Origin of the sequence: Algibacter ulvanivorans (assembly GCF_048381495.1) — a bacterium.
GTDB classification, from domain to species: Bacteria; Bacteroidota; Bacteroidia; order Flavobacteriales; family Flavobacteriaceae; genus Algibacter_B; species Algibacter_B ulvanivorans.
In genome coordinates this window covers 429,799-450,709 of the sequence record NZ_JBLWGD010000001.1, presented here as the reverse complement: position 1 = coordinate 450,709, position 20,911 = coordinate 429,799, and the positions used below count along the sequence as shown (strand labels likewise).

Here is a 20,911-nt window from a genome sequence, read left to right as displayed (position 1 = left end):
TATATTTTTTAGTTTTGCAATGATACAGCAAAATAGATGCTTGTACAAGTTTAGAATTATATGTTATAAATTAAAACAATGTATTTTAATAATACCCTTATTCTTTTAAGGTTTCTCTCATTTTTTTTGTCATTCCTTTTACAACCATGTTATAAGAGTGATCTATTAAATCTTTAATTATTTGTGGGTGCAGTTCGCCTTCATGAATATAAAGTGTATTCCAATGTTTTTTACTCATGTGATAACCTGGGCGAATGCTACTATATTGAGCTCGTAATTCTTGCGAATATTCTGGATCGGCTTTTAAGTTTATGGCTGCCTGTCCTGCTTCCCATTTTTTTAATCCTACTAAGGCAAACATTTTTCCTAGCACTTTAAATACTAGTGTATCTTCATCAAAAGGAAAATCTTCGGTAGTTTCTTTTTTAGCCAAACAATATTCTCGAATTTGTTCGATATTCATTATTCTAGTTTTTTGGGTTCTATATTGCCTATTTCTAAAGCAGAGTAGTCTAACGTCCAACCTATGGTTTCTACTATGGTTTCAATAAGTAAAATAGTTTCTAAGGCTTCTTTTTGTGCTACTTGAATGAGTCCACTTTCAGGAATTTTGTCTTTTATATGAAGTTTTGCTTGGTTATGTAAACCTGTTAAATCGTTAGCTTCAAATTTATTAAATAAGCCATCAGATTTATCGTAATAATTTAAGTTGGTTTCTATAGATAGTATTTCGGGTTGCGGAAAATGTTTTAAAGTTATTACTTTTTTATTGGTATTGGCTTGTAATTGTATTTTAGACAAATCGAAACCTAAATGTGCCTTAGCATTTATTACAACTAACGCTTTTTTCTTACTAGAAATAAGTTTTAAAAATCGTTCTTTTACATCTTCGTAATGGTAAATTTCGGCAAAATCGCCTTCTACGGTTATAAATTTACATACCTTTTTTATTTTATCTAAAAGAATAGTAGATTGTGCGTTTACAAGCTGTTTTTTCTTAATAGATTTTATTACTGTTACTAAGCCTAAGGTTATTAAAACACTAATAATTACGGCTAAAAAAATTTCCATTTAACTAATAACTTTATATAATACTGGTTTACTTGGTGTGGCGTCATTCTCGAATGGTGCTATTTGTAAATTTAAAAAATACTCGCCATCTTCAATTTTGTTTGACACATAAATTAATTCTGTAATGGTAGCATCCATTCTTAATTTTCCTTTAGTATTCCAAAAAATGTTGTGGCCAATTAATTCTCCGCCATCGCGTTCTTTATCTATACTTGGTAAATCTATTAATAAATGTTTTACACCTTTATTTACTAAAAACTTAACAGCATCTGCTTTTAAGTAAGGCCAATTGGTGTTTGAGTATTGCCTAGAATGTTTATCTCTGGTATTAGGTATGGTTCTTAATATAATAGCATCTCTTTTTTTATTGCCTAAGGCAAACTGTAATTGTTTTTTTGATATTATTTTATCTTCTCCTTCACTTTCTGGTGCTACTGTTATAACTTGAGCAAGAAAAAAGAAGGTTTTTAAATTTTTATTTATGGAGTGTACTTTTTCTGTAATATGCCCAACACATTCGGTATGTGTGCCGTGTGCATGCGGATTAAATTGAATATTATTAAAATTAATATCGGCACCTTGGCTAACCGCAGCAACCCACTCGCCATCTTTTACTGGTTCTATTTTAGGCTCATCAATATACCAAGCATTAACATTACTTTTTGATGCTTTTAAAGGCATAGATATATCTAATGGTTTTGAAAAATCTATTTGTAGTTTTCTAGAATTGTATTGTATAGTTGCTATCAAATTTAATTAATTTTAAAAAGGTTTGAGGCGATACCATCGCTTAAGAATTTTCCTTTTTTTGTGGTTAATAATGTATCATCCTCAATATACAATAATTGTTCCTTAATATAAATTTCTGACTGTTTTAAAAGATGAATTTTATAGTTTTCACCAAATTCTTTTTCGATTTTATGTAATGAAACTCCCCAGATGGTTCTTAAACCTGTCATGATGCTTTCGTTAAACTTATCAACTATTGATAGTGTTTCGGTTTCTGATGGCAACTCGTTTTTTTCAATACATTTTATATACTTTGTATTATTAGACACATTCCAGCTACGTTGGTTACCATTAAACGAATGTGCAGATGGGCCAATACCTATATAAGGCTTACCTAACCAATATGCCGAATTGTTTTTACTAAAATAATTAGGCTTACCAAAATTAGAAAGCTCGTAATTAACAAACCCTGAAGCATCTAACTTTTGAGCTAAAATATGGAATTGTTGTTGCGCTAAATCGTCATCTATACTCGCTATTTTCCCTTTTTTAATAAGGGTTTCTAAAGCTGTTTTAGGTTCTACAGTAAGGGCATAACATGAAATGTGTGGTATATTAAAAGATAAAACAGTATCTATATTTTTAATCCATGCTTGGTTGGTTAGCCCTGGTATTCCGTAAATTAAATCGACTGAAATATTATCGAAATATTTTATAGCTTCTTCTAAACAAGCTTTTGCTTCGTTAGCATTATGTGCCCGATTCATGAGTTTTAAATCGTGTTCGTAAAACGATTGAATTCCTATACTTAGTCGATTAATATCGCTTTTAGCCAACTTATTTATTACGGTTTCCGATAAATCGTCTGGATTGGCCTCTAGGGTTATTTCGGGATTACTAACAACTTTAAAATTATTGTAAACGGCATTAATAATTACCTTTAATTCTGCATTAGTTAGTAGGCTTGGTGTGCCGCCGCCAAAATAAATAGTTTCTACAGTTTTATTTTTAAACTCCTTTTTACGAAGTTCTAATTCTTTTACTATAGCTTGAATAAGCTCATTCTTTTTTTTTAAAGACGTAGAAAAATGAAAGTCGCAATAAAAACATGCTTGTTTGCAAAATGGTATATGTATATATATTCCGGCCATTACTTTTTAACTCGTCCTTCGTTTTGTTTTACAAAACTAGCCCAACCAGAATAACTTTTGCCTACTTCAATTCTACCTGAATTATAAAAATGACAAACTGCTGCCGCCAACCCATCGGTAGCATCTAGGTTTTTAGGAAGTGTTTTTAACCCTAACATACCTTGTAGCATTTTTGCAACTTGCTCTTTACTAGCATTTCCATTTCCGGTAATGGCCATTTTAATCTTTTTGGGCAAATACTCTGTAATTGGTATTTCTCTGCTTAAACCTGCGGCCATAGCAACGCCTTGTGCACGCCCTAACTTTAACATACTTTGTACATTTTTACCAAAAAAAGGTGCTTCTATAGCTATTTCGTCTGGGTTATGTGTATCTATTAGTTCTATAGTACGCTCAAAAATAAGTTTTAATTTTAGGTAATGATCGTTATATTTTTTTAAATCTAACTCATTTAACTGCACAAATTGCATGGTTTTCCCAACTACTTTTATAAGTCCGAATCCCATAATAGTAGTTCCTGGGTCGATTCCTAAAATAATTCTTTCTTGCTTCATTAATCTCCACAATAATAACAACCACTTAGCGATATAGAAGCGCCAAAGGTTAGGGTTAATACATCTCCGTTAAACGATCCAAAACCAGATGTTATTGGATTAAAATCTTTAGCAAAACTTTTTATATATGAAGCATCAAAATAAACAGACAATTTATCTGAAATACCGTAATGAAACTCTATGCCTGCCACTGCATTTAAATAAGTTGTTTTATTTGCGCCATAATCGCCTAAAGGTTTTATTATACTATAACCCGGACCAGCATGAACAAAAGCCCCCATTTTATTTGAAAAACTTGTTATTATTGATGCATCATAAACCAATTGCGCATTAATACGAGAATAATTTACTTTAAACTCTGGAGTTTTATCAATATTTGTAAAACGGTTAAAACCAAAATCTAATTTAGCCCCAAACTTAGGCTTAAACATATATTGTAAACCCAAATTTACGGTTGGAAAATTTATAGTTTTCGCTTCAAAATTATTAACAAAACCGCTTGACGATGGGTTATTAACGCCTAAAGCAAACTGTGCTTTAAAGGTACTGGTATCGCCTTGCCCAAAACTAGAATGGCTAATTAAAAAAATAGCGAAAACCAACAAAAAATACGTATTCAATCTAAAATTTAAGGTCATGTGGTATTATTAAATTACTTTGCAGCTTAAATGCATAAAGCACTTTCATACAAAACTAAACAATTCTTTTTTGTCCTTATTAAAATAAGCCTAGTAGTTGGTGCTTTTTATTTTATATACTTAAAGCTAACAAACAATAAGGGTTTAAGCTTTTATAATGTTATAAGTTTTTCATTAAACAATAATGCTTTTTCGTTTAAAAATATATGTTTCCTATTGGTTTTAAGTTTTTTTAATTGGTTTTTCGAAATTTTAAAATGGCAAAATTTAGTTTATTATGTTAAACCAATTAGCTTTAATGCTGCTACCAAACAAAATTTAGGAGCCTTAACGGCCTCTTTATTTACACCAAATAGAATAGGCGAGTATGGTGCAAAAGCCATGTATTTTACTTCTAACTTAAGAAAACGCGTTATGTTAGTTAACTTATTAAGTAACCTGTTACAAATGGGTGTTACTTGCTTTTTTGGTATTATTGGGTTTGGCTTTTATATTTCCATTTACAACCCAGAATTTAATTATTTTAAACTCGTAAAATTTATAGCGGTAACCTTTATACTTATTACAATATTTACTTTTGGTATAACTAAAAGTAAATTTAAAATTAAAGGCTTTTCTATTAAAAAACTTAAATTATTTAGCAAAGAGTTTCCCAAACAAAAATTAATTATAGGCGTATTTTTTTCGGTAATTCGCTATGTTTTTTTTTCATTTCAGTTTTATGTCTTACTCTATATTTTTAAAGTCGATTTAAATTATTTTAACGCCATGATAATTATTACAACCATGTATTTATTGGCATCTATAATTCCCTCTATTTTTATTTTCGATGTGGTAGTAAAAGGTAGCATTGCTGTTTACTTGTTTTCTTTAGCTGGTGTTAACGATATTATAATTTTATGTATTATAACTATAATGTGGCTTCTTAATTTTGTATTGCCAAGCTTGTTTGGTAGCTATTTTGTACTTAGTTTCAGCCTTCCAAAAAGTCAATAATAATTTATGCTTTTAATTAGTATACTTATAACTCTAATTTACTTACTTTTAATAGGAAGTTTTATTTGGGGGTTCGATAAAGTTTCTGCATTTAGTCTAGAAGATATTCCTGCCAATACAACATTTACAATAGTTATCCCTTTTAGAAATGAAGCTGAAAATTTACCTGTATTACTAAATTCAATCAAAAACCTAAATTATCCTAAGCATCTTTTTGAAGTTATTTTTGTTGATGATGATTCTAATGACGACTCTGTTAGCATTATTAAAAGCTTTATAAAAAACACTAGTAATTTTAAAATAATTTTAAACGAAAGAAAAACAAATTCTCCAAAAAAAGACGCCATAACTTTAGCTATACAAAACGCTAAAAACCATTGGATAGTAACTACCGATGCCGATTGCCAATTACCTAAATTTTGGTTAGATAGTTTTGATGAGTATATCCAAAAAAACAAAGTAAGTTGTATTGCTGCTCCTGTAACTTACAGCAATACCAACTCGTTTTTAAACCCTTTTCAAACCCTAGACATTTTAAGTTTACAAGGCGCAACCATTGGAGGTTTCGGACTAAAAAAACCATTTATGTGCAATGGTGCTAATTTTGCATATAAAAAATCGATATTTTTAGATGTAAATGGGTTTAGTGGAAACACCAATATAGCTAGCGGAGACGATATATTTTTACTGGAAAAAGTAGCAAAAAAGTACCCTAAGCAACTACACTATTTAAAATGCGACAAAGCCATTATAAAAACAAACGCACAACACACCATAAAAGATTTAATAGCACAACGCATACGGTGGGCCGCAAAAACAACTGCATACAATAATTTTTACGGAAAACTTACTGGCCTAATTGTATTACTAAAAAACGCATTATTAATTATTGGTTTAACCTTAGTTGTAATTAACACTTTTAGCCCTAAAACCTTATTTTATATAGCCTTTATAAAGTTTAATATAGATTTTTATTTGTTATACAAAACAGCTTCTTTTTTTAATCAAAAAAATATTTTAAAAAGCTATGTGTTTGGTTTTTTATTATATCCATTTTTTAGTGTTTTTGTAGCAAGCATCTCAATGTTTTCTGGTTATAAATGGAAAGGACGTAAGTTTAAAAAATAAATTCTGTATTTTTATTCCGCATGAGTATTTTTAACAAAACATCTAACCCCGCTTTTACAAATTACTTTTTTGGCGATAATAAAACATCGGCAAAAACCATGACTGTTACCGGTATTTTCATTAAATCTATGTTATCCATAGCGCTTATCGTTATAATCTCTTTTGGCATGTGGAAACTACACCAAAACGGAGCGCCTATAAAATGGTACTCATTAGGTGGTATGCTAGCTGCAATAATAATTAGTATTGTTATTTCGGTACGACAACATTGGGCACATTTTTTAGTACCTCTTTACGCCATAGCCAAAGGCTTTTTTCTTGGGGCAACAACAGTATATGCGCATGCACAATTTCCTAATTTACCTTACCAAGCTATAGGTATTACGGTTGTTACTTTTATAGTTATGCTATTGCTTTATCAAACTCGAATTATTGTGGTTACAAAAAAGCTTCGAAGTGTTATTATTACAGCAGTTACAAGTATTCTGGTTATTTACCTTATATCTTGGATATTAACTTTATTTGGTATACACGTTTTTATTTGGGGCATTTCATGGCCTGCCATTATATTTAATATTATAGCTGCCATTTTTGCTTCACTATCATTATTACTCGACTTCGATTATATTGAAAAACACAAAAACAAATCGCCAAAATACAAAGAGTGGCTTGCCACATGGGGGCTTTTAGTTACATTAGTTTGGTTGTATATGGAAGTATTAAGACTCATGCGAAAACTAGCCATAAAATTTTAATTTTTTGGGCGTTACCCAAGGGTCGGGCTTTACACTACAAGTCCTCGCACCTCCTACGTCGGGCTGTGGGCTTTACGCTGCAATCCCTAACGCGTATAAAAGAACAATTAAAACAACTAGTTTACTTGAATAACAATAGGCAATTTAAACTCTGTAGTAACTTGCTGCCCACGCTTTATAGCAGGATAAATTTTTGGTAAAGCCAATAAGCTACTATCAATAAACTGTTTAATATCTGGAATTTCTTGAACCGTTAATGCGTTTATTTTAACATCGAGTAAAACTAAATCACCTTTATTAGTTACCCTAAATTTTAAATTTAAAGTATCGCTAATATCTTGGGTAACCACAATTTGCTCGTCCAACAAATAATCTCTAACCGTTTGGGTTATTATGTGCTGGAAACATTGGGTTCTGTTTTGTTTTGTTTTTACGCTATCGCATTCTGCAAAACTAGGGTATTCATCAACATCATTCCAATTAAAAGCTTTTAACTCTTCTTTTAATATAGCTTCAGACGATGTTTTTTTTACATTAAAATACTCACAAGATGCAAGCGTAAAAATGAATAGAAAAACAAAACAATACCTCATACATACTTTAACTGAAACCGAAAAATACAATTTTTTTAGAATTTACTTACTTAAAAAAACAAAAACCGAAGCTAACGCCTCGGTTTTTTCATACTTAATATAAAGTGCTAAATATTAATCTTTTGCTTTTGTTTCTTCAATTTCAAAAATAATTGGTAAAGCGTAAGGCACATTTACCAGTTTTCCTTTATGTTTTCCTGGTTTAAATTTTGGTAATGTTTTTATAACTCGGTTTGCCTCTGCCACCAATGCTTCATGCGGTGCTCTTGAGCGTACATCTACAACATCTCCTTCATTATTTATTTTAAAAGCAACTTTAATACGCTGTTTTCCTGTTAAATCTAAGCTATTGGCTAACTTTACATTAAAGTTAGAGTTAACGTGTTTAGAAATATTTGCTGCCATACATTTTTTTTGCTCATTGGCTGGCATATTTTCGCAACCTGGAAAAATAGGCGCTTGGTCTATAACGCCAAAAGGAATATCAACATACTTAATAATATCTGCAAAGAATGGATTATTCAGCCCATCATCTGTAGTTAAAACAAGTAATTTTTTTAATTCTCTATACTCTTCATCACTAACATTACCCTGAATTTGAATTTGTTTAAAAACATTTGATATATTCTTTACCAACTTAGAGTTTGTTTCTTGCATAGTATATAGTCTAACATCTTCTATTAAATTAGGGTTTAACTCTTCTCCCTTTATAACTTCAAATAATAACTTTAGCCCTTTCTCTTCATTATCGCTTAAATTACCTTGTACTTGTATTTGTTTTTTAACCGTTTTTATACGTTCTAGCAAAGGGGTTTCTCTTCCTGCTTTTTCTTCTACTACCGCATTTGTTTTTTGAGCAGTATCTGCTTGTAAACACGATGTGTAAACCAACATTCCAAATACCATTGGAAATAATAACACATACTTAAATAGTTTAACTTGTTTTGATTTTGATTTTTGTAACATAATAATTCGTTTTTTGATTAATGATTGTTTAAAAAATGGATTGATGAATGATATATTTTTGGTCTCAAATACTTGAGCTAATAAGTTTTGATAGTATGCTTTTTTATTATGATTTTTAACCGCGTAAGAATCTGCTATATATTCGTGAAGCGACATCATTCTTTTTTGGTACATATACACTAATGGATTACACCAAAATAGAATTCGTAATGCTTCAAAAAACAACAAATCTAACGTGTGTTTTTGCTTAGCATGTACCATTTCATGCTTTAAAACCGATGTTCTTTCGTCTTTTTTAAGATACTCTCCTAAAAAAATATAATTAAAAAACGAAAACGCTGTATTGCTTTTTAGCAAGTTAACAATAAGCAAATTACCTTTTTTTTGCTTTGGGTTTTTATAAAGCATTATTAATAAATTAATTAACTTAAAAGCAAACAATAGCGCTGCTAAACCCATTCCCACATAAAAAAAGAGATGCCATGCCCATACAGATTTATCTATTAAAACGGTGTTTAATTCTACAGGTGTTATGGAAGCCTGTTTTGCGTTACCAATAAAAATTTCGGGTAAGTTTACTATATAATCTTGCGAAATAATATACTTAAAACTATTAATTTTAATAAACGGTATTATTAATGAAAGTACCGCTGTTATTAGTAAATAAGTCCTATTCCAGTTAAAAAAAGTTTCATTCTTTAAAAACACATCGTATATGATTAAAAAGAATAACTGAAACGCTATGGTTTGAATAAAATATTGTAACATAACTAGGCTTCTTTCTTATTAATTTCGTTTAACACAGACTCTAAGTCTTTTATATTCATATCATTTTTTTTAACAAAAAAAGACACCATACTTTTAAAAGAGCCTTGAAAATAATTATCAACTAACTTATTAATGGATTGATTACTATAATCTTGTTTTTGCATTAATGGAAAATAAACATGGCCCTTTCCTTCTTTCTCATAATCTACAAAGCCTTTATTTTCTAAAATTCTAACTATTGTAGATACAGTATTGTATGCAGGTTTTGGCTCTGGAAGCTCTTCTATTATAGCCTTAACATTGGCTTTTTTTAACTGCCAAAGTATTTGCATAATATCTTCCTCTGCTTTAGTAAGTTCCTTCATAATAATCTCTTTTTGTTTTTTCAACTAAACTTTTAGTTTTACAAATATAACTAAAAAATTAGTTTAAACTAATTTTTTAGTTTAAAATGTAACATTTATCGTAATTATTAGTCTAATTAGTATATAACTTAAACATTTTATGGACATTATTTTAATTATTATTGCTGCGTTTATAATGCTTTTAGGTATTATTGGCAGCTTTTTACCTATTTTACCTGGCCCTCTTACAAGTTGGGTTGGTCTTTTACTTCTTTATTTTACAGAGGCCATTACATTAGATAAATCGTTTTTAATTATAACATTAGTTATAGCTATTTTTATTTGGTTATTAGATTATATTATTCCTGCTATTGGAACCAAACGTTTTGGTGGTAGTAAATATGGGATGATAGGAACAACTATTGGGTTAATAATAGGATTAATTGCCCCTATTCCGGGTGGGATAATTATTGGCCCTTTTATTGGAGCATTAATTGGTGAGTTAATTAATAAAAACGACACTAAAACTGCTACAAAAGCAGCTTTTGGCTCTTTTATTGGCTTTTTAACATCTACTTTTATAAAGTTTGTTATTGCCATTATTTACCTAGGGTTATTTATAGGTATTTTATGGGATTATAGAAATGCAATTATTTAATTATTAAAATTTAATAAACCATTTGCTACGAAGAAACCCTGTGGGTCTCTCACCTCCACAGGGTTTTGTAAATTGCTATTATCAACAAAAAATTGAGGGATTAATTAATTTTTGAAGTGTTGATATACAAATATACTTATATCTCACGTATTTAAACTGCGGGAAACCCGTAATCGTATTACGGGGTATTAAGAAAACCCAGTAATAGCAAGAACTTTGAGAACAAAAAAAAGACGTCTTTTTTAAAAAAAATCGTCTTTTTTAACATATGTTAAGCAATATTTATACAAAACCTTTATTTCTGGCTTCTTGTATTAATGTTTCGTCTTGTCCATCTTGTACCTCAAAAATTTCTCTTAGTTGCTTTTTCCTTTTTTCTATGGCACTTAACGATATATCTAGATGCGCTGCTAAATTTTTTGTTTTAACGCCTTGCGATAACAAATAAAGTATTTTTCTATTTTTATCATCTATTACAATATCGCTTGTTATTGTTTTTCTAATATGGCTATTTACTGTTCCACTATAAAAGGGTGGGTTATTAAGAACTGCTTGAAAGGCACTTGCTAATTCTTTAGATGTTAAATCGCTTTTAATAAGGAACCCTTCTGGATCAATTGTTTTAATAATATTATGAATTCTAAATGATTCATTAAACATGGTTAATATAATAATTTTAGCATCTGGTAAAACTTTTCTTGCGTATTCGGCTAAATCTTCACCAGAACTCATAGTACCATCAGATGATGGTGGTAAACTAATATCGACAAACAATACATTATAAGGTATTTCTAATTGTACCGATTTATTCATAAACGATACTGCTTGGTCGCAATTATTAGCAATATCTATATTTATTTCTTGATTGTCTTTTTTTGAGAATAGCAATGTGTTTTGATAACCTTCAATAATCATGGGGTGGTCATCAATCATAAGTATTTTAATCTTTTCTGTCATAATTTAGAGTTAGGGTATTGGTACTTCTATGGTTACTTTTGTTCCTACATTTTTTTCTGAGGTTATTTGTACTGATCCGTTTATATTATTTATTCTAGAATTCATGTTTTTTAAACCTATCCCAGACTTTGCTTTATTAACATCAAAACCATCTCCATTATCTTCAATAATTAAGCAAATTACATTATTTTTTAAATTAAAGCTAATATTTACTTGGGTTGCGCCTGCATGTTTATAGATGTTATGTAGTGTTTCTTGTATAATTCTATAAATATGAATTTTCTTTTTATTGGTAACTAAATCCCAATTAATATCGTCGTTAAGGCTTAATTTATAATTTAAGTTATATGCTAAAGTTTGTGTTTCAACAAGTGTTTTGATAATATCTATAAATCCAGAGCCAGAAACAAAATCGGTATTAAGTTCATGCGATACTTTTCTAATATCATCTTCAATGGCTTTAAGCTCCTCGATGTATTGTTCTCTGGTTTTAATAGCTTCAATACTATTACTCATGTTTAAGCTATCTAAACTTAATCGTGTACCAAATAAACGCCCTAAAACACCGTCATGCAATTCTTCAGATATTCTTTTCTTTTCTTGGGTTCTAGCTTCTTCTATACTATTGTTTTGCGATAGCATGAGGTTGTAAATCTCTTCGTTTGTTTCTTGTTGTTTTTGAATAAATTGTAATTCTTTATTCTTAATTCTTTGAGAGATAACAAGGTATAGTAGAAATGAAGCTAATATAACTATTATTGAAATTACTAGTAACCATAATCGTTCTTTAGCTATCTGAATGTTTTCTTGTTCTATTTTACTAGTTTCATATCTAATTCTTGCAAATTTATCACGCTTTAATCTTTCACTTTTCTCTAAACTATCACTAAGCTTAATATAGGCTTTTAAGAATTTATTAGACAATGAACCGCTTTCTATATTAGAAATTAAAAATAAAGATTTTAATAAATCATCATTATGGTACTTCTCTGAAATTTTTTTGGCTTTATATGCATAATATCTTGCAGAATCCTTTTTATTTAAATCATTATAATATTCTGCTAAGTGCTGATGTATAATTATAGAGTTATATGTATCATTAATACTATCACTTACGCTTAGTGCTTTTAAATATAAACCCGGCAACTTATCTAGTTTCTTTGATAAATATAATGTGTTTGCATAATTACCTAAAGCCAAAACATGAACATCTGGATAATTTTTAATTAATGTATTATTGGCTAAAATTTTACTATATCCTTTTAGTGCTAGTTCGTATTCTCCTGAACTTTTATAAGTAAATGCTATATTGTTTTCTGAAAGACCAATACTTCTTTCAAAATTTCCGTCTAATGTTCTTTTTATCTCAAGTGCCCTATTATGATACTTTATTGACTCCTCAAACATTCCTAATTCATTAAAAACAATCCCTAAATTATTATTAATGTATGCTATATATTTTCTTACATCGTTACTTTGGTTTAAACTTTCTAGTATAGTAATAGCTTCAATAGAAGTTACTTCGCTTCCTGTGTAATCTTTATCGTAAGTTTGGCAAACAGCTATTCCATAAAGAGAAGTTGCAATATCAAATTTATAGTTGTACTTCCTAAATGTTTTTTCAGCCCTATAAAAATAAAAGTAAGCACTATCACTCAGCAAGTATTTTCTATATAACTCGCCAATTTTATATTGTTGCTTAGCTATAAAAATAGAATCTACGGACTTTGCATTGTTATAAGTTTTCCTAATAGAATCTATTTTATTCGAAATTTCTTCTGTTTGAGCTTGAATTTCAAGGAAACAAAAAAATAAAAACGAATATAAAATTATATTTTTCAATTAAAGTAAAATAAATTAACCCCACTCAAATGTATTTATAATTTTTCAATTTATAACTAATTAGATTTATTGTATAAAAAAATCCCATATAAAATTATACGGGATTTTAAGATTTATCTTAAAAAAACTTAGTCTTGACCTTGACCTCCTGTATAAGGAATAGGTTGTTCTGTATCTTGTACAACTTGTATATCGTCTTCATTTAAATCTTGTTTTGTACAAGATGTTAATGATGCAAAAAATAATGCTGTAATTAAAGTAATTTTTAGGGTTTTCATATGTATTCAAATTTTAAGGTTTCTTAATATTTTTCTCTATTCTTTATTTTTTTCAGAATAGAATGTTTTGAACTAAGACTTTGAAAACAAAATCGTAGCTAAGGGAAAAATGGATAATTAACTTAAAACCGAATACACAAACGTGCAGAACGATTTATTCTATTTATATACGAGGGAATGACTTTAAAAAAGCCAAAGTGGATTAATTTTTATTAATTAAACTTAGGGAAAAAAGGGTCGCTTAATTAACGTGTGCTAAAATATATTAACAGACCGTTTAAAGTATATTTTTTTCGACAAAAAGCAAAATATTCGACGAAATGCATGTTTTTTTATCGACGAAATGCATATTACACCGATTTAACACGTATTAAGCTACAGTGTAGATTTGTTTTTTACTAAACTTGTTTTTACAATTTTAGTTTTTACATCTTTTTCTAAACCCGAATTTTGTATTCTATTAATAAGTAATTCGGCTGCATTGGCTCCAATAGCTTTAGCATGTTGCCTTATTGTCGTTAATCGAGGTAGTGTATGGTTAGAGTCTGATTTACTAGCAAATGCTATTACAGATATATCTTTTGGAACTTTTAAACCAAAACTAACTGCTGTGTTTAAAGCTATAATGCCAGAAGAACTATCGGCAGCTAATACACCGTCTATATTTTTATTTTTCTTAAATAATGTTTTTATCTTTTTTTGGTGATCGTCTTTTTTCTTTACATTTAAAACTAAAGGTTCATGAGTTTTACTTTCTAGTATGGCTTTATTATAACCACGCTCTCTAAGCTTACCTACACTTATATCATTTATATTACTAATAAATACAATTTGTTTTCTGCCTTCGGCTATTAAACTTTTGGTTGCGTTATATGTTGCATCAAAATCATCAACAATTACCTTATCACACAAAACATCGTGCGCTACTCTATCAAACATAACAATAGGTAAACCTTGTTTTATTGTTCGTCTAAAATGCTCTACTTCGTTATTCATTTGAGATTCTTCTGCTATAGATAGTATAAAACCGTCTACACTTCCGTTGGCCAATAGTTGTAAACTTTCTTTTTCTTTATTTAATGATTCGTTTGATATACATGTTATAATATTATAACCATGTTTTGTAGCTTCTCGCTCAATACCAAAAAGGACTTTTGCTAAAAACCGATTTAAAATATTTGGTATAATTACCCCTATTGTTTTTGTTTTATTATTTTTTAAACTTAGCGCTACTTTATTGGGTTTGTAATTGTACAACTCTGCAAGTTCTTTAACACGGCGTACGGTATCCTGTCCAATTTCCTCGCTATTATTCAAAGCTTTAGAAACTGTAGAAATCGAGACGTTTAATTCTTTTGCAAGTTGTTTTAAAGTAACCATTTTAATAATTCAAAAAATTTTTATGTTACGCAATTTACAAAATTACTATTAGCAATTATTGTTAATTTAATACTTACAGTTTAATTATGCAAAAAAAGATTAAACCTTGTTAAACAAATAAAGTCTGAAAAACAAAAGCATTTTTTTAAATAACATTTATTTAAACATGAGTAAATTAAATATAAAAAATAAAATTAACCTTAATCAAACCATTAAAATTGAAACTTTTAAAAAAAATATTAGAAAAACTAAACCTCATAAACATAATAAATACTTAGAATTTGTTTTTTTTACTAAAGCTACAGGCTACCATGTAATTGATGATTTAAAAATAGAAATATCTCGCCCTACATTTTTTGTTGTAAGGAAAGAACAAGTACACTTCTGGAACTTAAGCTCAGAACCAGAAGGCTATGTTATTATTATTAAAGAAGAATTTATTGAGCAATGTTTAGATATAGAAATTAAGCAACTGTTAACCTCTATAAGTATATTTCCTTATATAATTCCTGAAAACACAAGTACTCTAAACCAGTTGTTTAACATTTTAATTAAAGAGAATAAAAACAAAGAAAATAAAACTATAGTTGAAGGTTTACTTAAAGTACTTTTAATTAAATTACTTCAAATTAAAAACACTAAAAACTTAGCTAACCTATCTATTTACCAAAACTTTATCGAATTACTTTGCACACAAAAAAAACTATCAAATAGTGTAAAACATTATGCCAAATTATTAAACACAAGCCCACAAAATTTAAATACCAATTGTAGGAACGAATGCGATAAATCGGCCTCTAAAATTCTGTCCGATTTTATTTTAAGCGAAGCTAAACGACAGCTACTTTATACTCAAAAAAATATTTCAGAAATTGCCTATTCGCTTTCATTTAAAGATAATTCTCATTTTACTAAGTACTTTAAAAGGCATGTAGGTAAAACACCAAGTGAGTTTAAAAACAATACATCATTTATACCATAGATTTTTCAATAAAACCATTTAAGTTTTTATAATTAATATAGCTTTGCTTTAAATATTTCGAAGCTTAAAAAAAGCCTTCTCAAACTTAAATTATTAAAAATGCTTATTAGATTTTTAACTTTTTCACTTCTATTATTTCTTACTTCTCAAGTAACATACAGTCAAATAACAGGAAAAATTATTGATGCAGATACTAATGAACCGCTAGAATACGCAACAGCTGCTTTATACAAAACAGATAACACTTTAGTTACTGGAGTTGTAACCAATATAAAAGGTGAATTTTTATTAGATGATATAAAACATGGAACATACTATATAGAAGCTTCCTTTATGGGATATACATCCTTAAAAACAGACTTTATAAAAATTACTAAAAAAGGGCAATCTATAAAATTAGATACCTTAAAATTAATTTTAGGCAGCCAATTAAACGAAGTTCTTGTAAAAGCCGAACGCTCTGCTATAGTACATAAAATAGATCGTCAAGTATTTGACACCAAAATATATCAAAATAGCGAAGGCGGTACTGCGATCGATGTTATTAAAAACCTACCATCTGTTACTGTTAATGGGCAAGGAGACATAAGTGTTAGAGGTAGTAATGGCTTTACTGTTTTAGTTAATGGCAAACCTACGCAAGGAGATGCAAACGCCATATTAGCTCAATTACCTGCAAATGCTTTAGATACTGTAGAACTAATTACAGCGCCATCTGCCAAATACGACCCAGAAGGCAAAGGCGGCATATTAAATATTAAAACAAAAAAAGGAGCCGCAAATGGTACCTTTACACAAATAAATGTTCGGGGCGGTTTTCCTTCTATAGAGCCTTATAACACAAAAGTAGCAGCAAAACGATATGGTATTGATGCTACTATAAACAAACGCACAGACAAATGGAATATATCTTTAGGCGCTAGCTACCAACGAAATGACAAAACTGGAAGGCGCCAAGGCGATATGTTTATTATTAACACTCCTGAAAATAAGACTACTTTTTTACCATCTGATGGCGAACGTAGTTTTGATGATATTAACTATAACGGCCGTTTTAATTTAGACTTTACACCTAACAAAAACAATGTATTTTCTCTAGGTTTTTTTGCCGGAAAACACACTAAAGAAAGGCTTGCCGACATTGTATATTATAACAATCATGCCACCTCTCCAATAGGTAGCGAAAACAGATTATATACTTTTGAATATTATAACCATAATTTAAGGGTTCGAAAAGGTGATTTTGCCTTAGGAAGCTTTGATTATGCGCATACATTTAATAACAATTCTAAAATATCTGCATCTTTTTTATACGAATACACCTTTTTAGGAGGACCTACAGAAAATGATAATTTAGGACATCCAGACCAGACCATTATTTACCAAGAAGAATACAACACCAACGACAACCCGCTTTACGGTAAACGATTTAATTTAGACTATAAATGGAAACCATTTACATTTGGAACTATTGAGTCTGGTTACCAATACAGAGATATTGACCATACTGGCGAGTTTGTTTACGAGCGCGATGGGAATTTAGTTGCCGAGTTTTCTAGTGATATTGAATTAAAACGAAAAATCCATTCTGGTTATGTACAACTAACTGGCAAAAAAAATAACTGGGATTATAATGCTGGGGTTCGTTTAGAATCAATGGATAGGACTTATACCGAAGCTTTAAAAAGCCAAACAACACCCAATATTTATAAATATGATTTTGTAAAACTATTCCCTTCTGCATCTGTACAATATGCAGTAAATAACAAAACAAATATTAAAGTTGCATATAGCAAAAGAATTGAGCGCACAACAACACTAAAAATGAATAGTTTTGCAGAACGCGAACACTCTGAAGTGTTTGAACAAGGAGACAATACCTTATTACCAGAATTTATTGATTTAGCCGAATTGGGCATAACTAAACGAATAAAAGGTGGAAACTCTGTATATGCTACTGCTTATTATAGGCATGTAAATAATGTAATAAACCGTGTAAATACTCTAGCCTATGAAACTTCAGGTGCTGTTATTGATAGTGTTATAAATAGAGTATACTCTAATGTTGGAAAAAGCAAAGCTCTAGGCTTAGAGGTTGGAGCCACAATAAAGCCAACAAAAAATTGGACTAACATTGTTGGAGCCAATATATTTAATTATAATATTAATGGTGTTTTAAATTTTAACCATAGAGATGGTGTTGAAAGAACTTATGATATTAATAGTAAATCTACCATTTATTCTTTTAATTTAAATTCTACTTATACATTTTGGAAAAATGCATCATTACAATTTAATTTTAATTATTTATCGGATAGAAATACAGCAATGGGTGAAGATTCTCGATTTTATTCGCCTAACTTAACGTTTAAAAAAGCATTTTTAAATAACCGTTTAACAGCTACTTTACAATGGCAAAATATAGATATGGGAATGCTTAACACTAACGAGCAAAGAATAACCACTTCTAGACCAAACCAATTTTATACTACAACGAATTATGTTTACGAGGTAGACATGGTTTCATTAAACTTATCTTACATTTTTAATACGGTTAAAAACAAATCTAAATTTATTGATAGCGAATTTGGTAAACGCGAATTTTAAAAAGCAAAAAAGCATCCTAGTTTTTAACACCAAAAACGGGATGCTTTTTTAAAAAAGAGATACGTCTCACCAATACCTCTCTCTTACTATTAACAACTTAATTTATTAATCCTTTTTAAGTATAATACTATCTTGAAATAATTTAGGCAACAACATCTAAATTTATATCTGTATCTTGAAAATCGTATTCATTTAAGTAAGGCTGAAAATTTTCAAGCATATTATTTAGCTTATCAACATTTAAAGGCTTACTAATATAGCCATTGCAATACCTTCTACTTTTAGCATTATCAATAAATTTAATATTATTAGATGCTGATAACATGTAAATTTTAATATGCTTTTTTCTGGCTATATTCAACTTTTTAAATGCACTTATAAATTGAAAACCATTCATTCTTGCCATATTAATATCTAACAAAATATAATCTGGAACAAACATATTTTCAGTATTACTCTGGTTCTCAAATTCTTCAAAATACTTAATAGCAGAAATTGCATTATCAAACGTTTTAATCTTAGAATTTACTTCTAGCTTTTCAATATTTTTTTGGTTGATGAATAAATCGATTATATCATCATCAATTAGCATAAAATTTACTTTCATAATTAAGTGGTTTTTTATAGGTTAGGTAATTTAATTTCAAAACAAGTTTCTTGATTTACTTTACTAGTAACATTAATTTCTCCTTCTAAATCGTCTACAATATTTTTAACAATATACAAGCCCAATCCATGCCCCGGGGTTTCTACTTTACTAGATCTGTAGTATAAATCGAAAATATTTTTAATACTGTTTTCATGAATTCCTTGCCCATTATCTGTAACAGTAATATGAATTTTATTTTTTATAGATTTTACAGTTATACTAATAGTTGGCGTATATTTTTTTGATGGTATTTTAGAATATTTTATTGCATTTTGTATTAGATTTTGGAATATTGAACTTATCCACTCTGGGTTAGCCATATAGTTACAATATCTATCAACATTAACCTCAATTTTAAATGCATTAAAATGTTTTAAGCCAGAAAGTAAACTTATAGTATGGTTAATAATTTTTTCAAAATCAATAACTTCAGAATCACTTATTTTGTTTGATATTGTTATAGGTTTACTAAGGTTATCTACCAAAAGTGCTCCACTATTTATGGTTGTTGTTAACATTTTTAATAGTGTTTCTGCTTTATTACCAAGCTGCTCGTCTTTTAATAAGTCTAGCAATCCTTTTGCCGATGAGAAAGGTGCCTTAAGATCATGAGCTGTGCGATATAAAAACAACTCTAAATCTTTAGTTTTCTGATTTAATTTAGTTTCCAATTCTTTTTGCTTTGTAATATCATGCATAAGGGCAGAATAGAAAACTTTATTATCTACATTTAAAGTATTTAAGGTAAACTCAACTGGAAATTCATTTCCGGTTTTGCGTACACAGTACATTTCTATAGTGTTAGAATTATTATTCTTTTTAATTTTATTTACAGCTCGAAAAAGCTCTTTTATATTTCCTTTTCTTGATTTGTTAGCTATTAAAACAGAAAGAGGATAGCCTAAAATTTCTACCTTAGTGTATCCAAAGGCTAATTCTGCACCTTTATTCCACTCGGTAATATTACCTTTACTATCCGTTACTACTATAATACCGTAGTTTATTGACTGATATATAGAACTGTATTTAGAATGTGCTATGTTACTTTCTATTAATTGAGTGTTTTTTAAATGCGTTTCTGTAATATTTTTATATATAGACACGTAACACGTTGTGTTTTCAACCTTATTAATTACGGGTATAATTGTGGTATCTAACCAAAACTGCTTACCGGTAATAGACCTATCGCATAAAACCCCATTCCATTTTTCTCCTATTCTTATGGTTTTCCATAAATCTTTATACATTTTATCGGTATGTAAATGCGACTTTAATAATTTATGAGTTTCGCCTATAAGCAAATTTGAATCGCATTCCATAATTTCACAAAAGCCATTATTAGCATACTCAATTCTACCTAAAGAGTCTGTTATAGTAACAATAGAATTGTTACTTACAACCTCCTTTAAGTCGCTATTTAAGTTGCTTAAAAAATTATACTTCAACGCTTCCATAAAACTGATTTTTGGTTTCCATACTATAGGCCTTAGCAATATCAAGTTCTCTAAAAACCCCAAAAGGCGTAATTGGATTATATAATCGTTTATAGGTTGTAATTAATAATGATACACCTATATTATTAATTAAAAAGGCTTCAGAAATTCTTAGCTTAACTAATTCTAAATTTTTTGCAATTAATTTTGCAGCAGCTATAGAAAAGGTTCCTTTTGCATCTCTAACATCGATTAAAAATGGCATGGCTTTACCATTACATAATTTTACAACAGCATTTATATAATGTTTAGCTGTTTTATAATCTAGAGTTGTATTAGAATCTTTATTATTAAATTTACAATAAAGTATACCTGAATTATCTGTCCAAAACATTGCGTTTTTGTATATTATTACCCCTTCGTTCATATTTT

General features: G+C 29.1%; 22 protein-coding genes. 6 read left to right on the top strand and 16 right to left on the bottom strand.

Features of this window, described 5'->3' with window-relative positions:
• Positions 1-97: 97 nt before the first annotated feature.
• The 6 genes from ACNG5D_RS02175 to ACNG5D_RS02150 are packed head-to-tail and all read right to left on the bottom strand — an operon-like array spanning position 98 to position 4,143.
• Positions 98-463, bottom strand: a complete 366-nt coding sequence (locus tag ACNG5D_RS02175; protein WP_418181859.1) for an MmcQ/YjbR family DNA-binding protein — start codon at positions 461-463, stop codon at positions 98-100.
• Positions 463-1,071, bottom strand: coding sequence for a DUF4230 domain-containing protein (locus tag ACNG5D_RS02170; RefSeq protein WP_418181858.1), 609 nt, complete (start codon positions 1,069-1,071; stop codon positions 463-465). Before ACNG5D_RS02170 ends, ACNG5D_RS02175 begins: the two co-directional genes overlap by 1 nt.
• Positions 1,072-1,821 carry a cyclase family protein gene (locus ACNG5D_RS02165; protein WP_418181857.1) on the bottom strand — a complete coding sequence of 250 codons (750 nt, stop codon included), beginning with the start codon at positions 1,819-1,821 and terminating at the stop codon, positions 1,072-1,074. It abuts the gene before it with no gap.
• 2 nt (positions 1,822-1,823) lie between these two features.
• A complete protein-coding gene (hemW, locus tag ACNG5D_RS02160; RefSeq protein WP_418181856.1) occupies positions 1,824-2,951 on the bottom strand; it encodes a radical SAM family heme chaperone HemW in 1,128 nt (375 codons plus the stop codon).
• Entirely contained in the window at positions 2,951-3,505 is a 555-nt protein-coding gene (gene ruvC / locus ACNG5D_RS02155) for a crossover junction endodeoxyribonuclease RuvC (protein ID WP_418181855.1), read from the bottom strand. The genes hemW and ruvC overlap by 1 nt, the downstream gene beginning before the upstream one ends.
• Positions 3,505-4,143 carry an outer membrane beta-barrel protein gene (locus tag ACNG5D_RS02150; RefSeq protein WP_418181854.1) on the bottom strand — a complete coding sequence of 213 codons (639 nt, stop codon included), beginning with the start codon at positions 4,141-4,143 and terminating at the stop codon, positions 3,505-3,507. Before ACNG5D_RS02150 ends, ruvC begins: the two co-directional genes overlap by 1 nt.
• 30 nt (positions 4,144-4,173) lie before the next feature.
• Between ACNG5D_RS02150 and ACNG5D_RS02145 the strand changes: the two genes are divergently transcribed.
• Genes ACNG5D_RS02145 through ACNG5D_RS02135 form a run of 3 tightly spaced genes read left to right on the top strand, consistent with a single transcriptional unit; the run spans position 4,174 to position 7,022 of the window.
• Entirely contained in the window at positions 4,174-5,139 is a 966-nt protein-coding gene (locus tag ACNG5D_RS02145) for a lysylphosphatidylglycerol synthase domain-containing protein (RefSeq protein WP_418181853.1), read from the top strand.
• Between the two features lie 6 nt (positions 5,140-5,145).
• The gene (locus ACNG5D_RS02140) at positions 5,146-6,267 is read left to right on the top strand and encodes a glycosyltransferase (protein WP_418181852.1); all 1,122 of its coding nucleotides are present in this window, start codon (positions 5,146-5,148) and stop codon (positions 6,265-6,267) included.
• 20 nt (positions 6,268-6,287) lie between these two features.
• Positions 6,288-7,022 (top strand): Bax inhibitor-1/YccA family protein, encoded by a 735-nt coding sequence (locus tag ACNG5D_RS02135; protein ID WP_418181851.1) that lies wholly within the window; start codon positions 6,288-6,290, stop codon positions 7,020-7,022.
• A 116-nt stretch (positions 7,023-7,138) separates the two neighbouring features.
• On the opposite strand, the gene ACNG5D_RS02130 is transcribed toward ACNG5D_RS02135, so the two are convergent.
• The 3 genes from ACNG5D_RS02130 to ACNG5D_RS02120 form a co-directional block, all read right to left on the bottom strand.
• Positions 7,139-7,615 (bottom strand): hypothetical protein, encoded by a 477-nt coding sequence (locus ACNG5D_RS02130; RefSeq protein WP_418181850.1) that lies wholly within the window; start codon positions 7,613-7,615, stop codon positions 7,139-7,141.
• Between the two features lie 114 nt (positions 7,616-7,729).
• Positions 7,730-9,349: a M56 family metallopeptidase gene (locus tag ACNG5D_RS02125; protein WP_418181849.1), complete on the bottom strand. Its 1,620-nt coding sequence runs from the start codon at positions 9,347-9,349 to the stop codon at positions 7,730-7,732.
• Between the two features lie 2 nt (positions 9,350-9,351).
• Positions 9,352-9,714, bottom strand: coding sequence for a BlaI/MecI/CopY family transcriptional regulator (locus ACNG5D_RS02120; RefSeq protein WP_418181848.1), 363 nt, complete (start codon positions 9,712-9,714; stop codon positions 9,352-9,354).
• 139 nt (positions 9,715-9,853) lie between these two features.
• Here ACNG5D_RS02120 and ACNG5D_RS02115 point away from each other — a divergent pair, with 139 nt between their 5' ends.
• Entirely contained in the window at positions 9,854-10,351 is a 498-nt protein-coding gene (locus ACNG5D_RS02115) for a DUF456 domain-containing protein (RefSeq protein WP_418181847.1), read from the top strand.
• Between the two features lie 282 nt (positions 10,352-10,633).
• On the opposite strand, the gene ACNG5D_RS02110 is transcribed toward ACNG5D_RS02115, so the two are convergent.
• From ACNG5D_RS02110 to ACNG5D_RS02095, 4 genes are all read right to left on the bottom strand, one after another.
• Entirely contained in the window at positions 10,634-11,308 is a 675-nt protein-coding gene (locus tag ACNG5D_RS02110) for a response regulator (RefSeq protein WP_418181846.1), read from the bottom strand.
• A 9-nt stretch (positions 11,309-11,317) separates the two neighbouring features.
• Positions 11,318-13,150, bottom strand: coding sequence for a tetratricopeptide repeat-containing sensor histidine kinase (locus tag ACNG5D_RS02105; RefSeq protein WP_418181845.1), 1,833 nt, complete (start codon positions 13,148-13,150; stop codon positions 11,318-11,320).
• Between the two features lie 128 nt (positions 13,151-13,278).
• Positions 13,279-13,428, bottom strand: a complete 150-nt coding sequence (locus ACNG5D_RS02100) for a hypothetical protein (protein ID WP_418181844.1) — start codon at positions 13,426-13,428, stop codon at positions 13,279-13,281.
• A gap of 375 nt (positions 13,429-13,803) precedes the next feature.
• Positions 13,804-14,808, bottom strand: a complete 1,005-nt coding sequence (locus tag ACNG5D_RS02095; RefSeq protein WP_418181843.1) for a LacI family DNA-binding transcriptional regulator — start codon at positions 14,806-14,808, stop codon at positions 13,804-13,806.
• A 166-nt stretch (positions 14,809-14,974) separates the two neighbouring features.
• On the opposite strand from ACNG5D_RS02095, the gene ACNG5D_RS02090 reads away from it, so the two are divergent.
• A complete protein-coding gene (locus ACNG5D_RS02090; protein WP_418181842.1) occupies positions 14,975-15,790 on the top strand; it encodes a helix-turn-helix domain-containing protein in 816 nt (271 codons plus the stop codon).
• Positions 15,791-15,889: 99 nt separating this feature from the next.
• Positions 15,890-18,397, top strand: a complete 2,508-nt coding sequence (locus tag ACNG5D_RS02085) for a TonB-dependent receptor (protein ID WP_418181841.1) — start codon at positions 15,890-15,892, stop codon at positions 18,395-18,397.
• Positions 18,398-18,539: 142 nt separating this feature from the next.
• Here the strand turns inward: ACNG5D_RS02085 and ACNG5D_RS02080 are convergent, their stop codons facing one another.
• From ACNG5D_RS02080 to ACNG5D_RS02070, 3 genes are read right to left on the bottom strand one after another with little or no spacing between them, the layout of a single operon-like run.
• Positions 18,540-19,004: a response regulator gene (locus ACNG5D_RS02080; RefSeq protein ID WP_418181840.1), complete on the bottom strand. Its 465-nt coding sequence runs from the start codon at positions 19,002-19,004 to the stop codon at positions 18,540-18,542.
• Between the two features lie 14 nt (positions 19,005-19,018).
• Complete coding sequence (locus ACNG5D_RS02075) at positions 19,019-20,500, bottom strand: ATP-binding protein (protein ID WP_418181839.1); 1,482 nt, start codon at positions 20,498-20,500, stop codon at positions 19,019-19,021.
• Positions 20,481-20,906 (bottom strand): DUF7793 family protein, encoded by a 426-nt coding sequence (locus ACNG5D_RS02070; RefSeq protein ID WP_418181838.1) that lies wholly within the window; start codon positions 20,904-20,906, stop codon positions 20,481-20,483. The genes ACNG5D_RS02075 and ACNG5D_RS02070 overlap by 20 nt, the downstream gene beginning before the upstream one ends.
• Positions 20,907-20,911 lie beyond the last annotated feature (5 nt).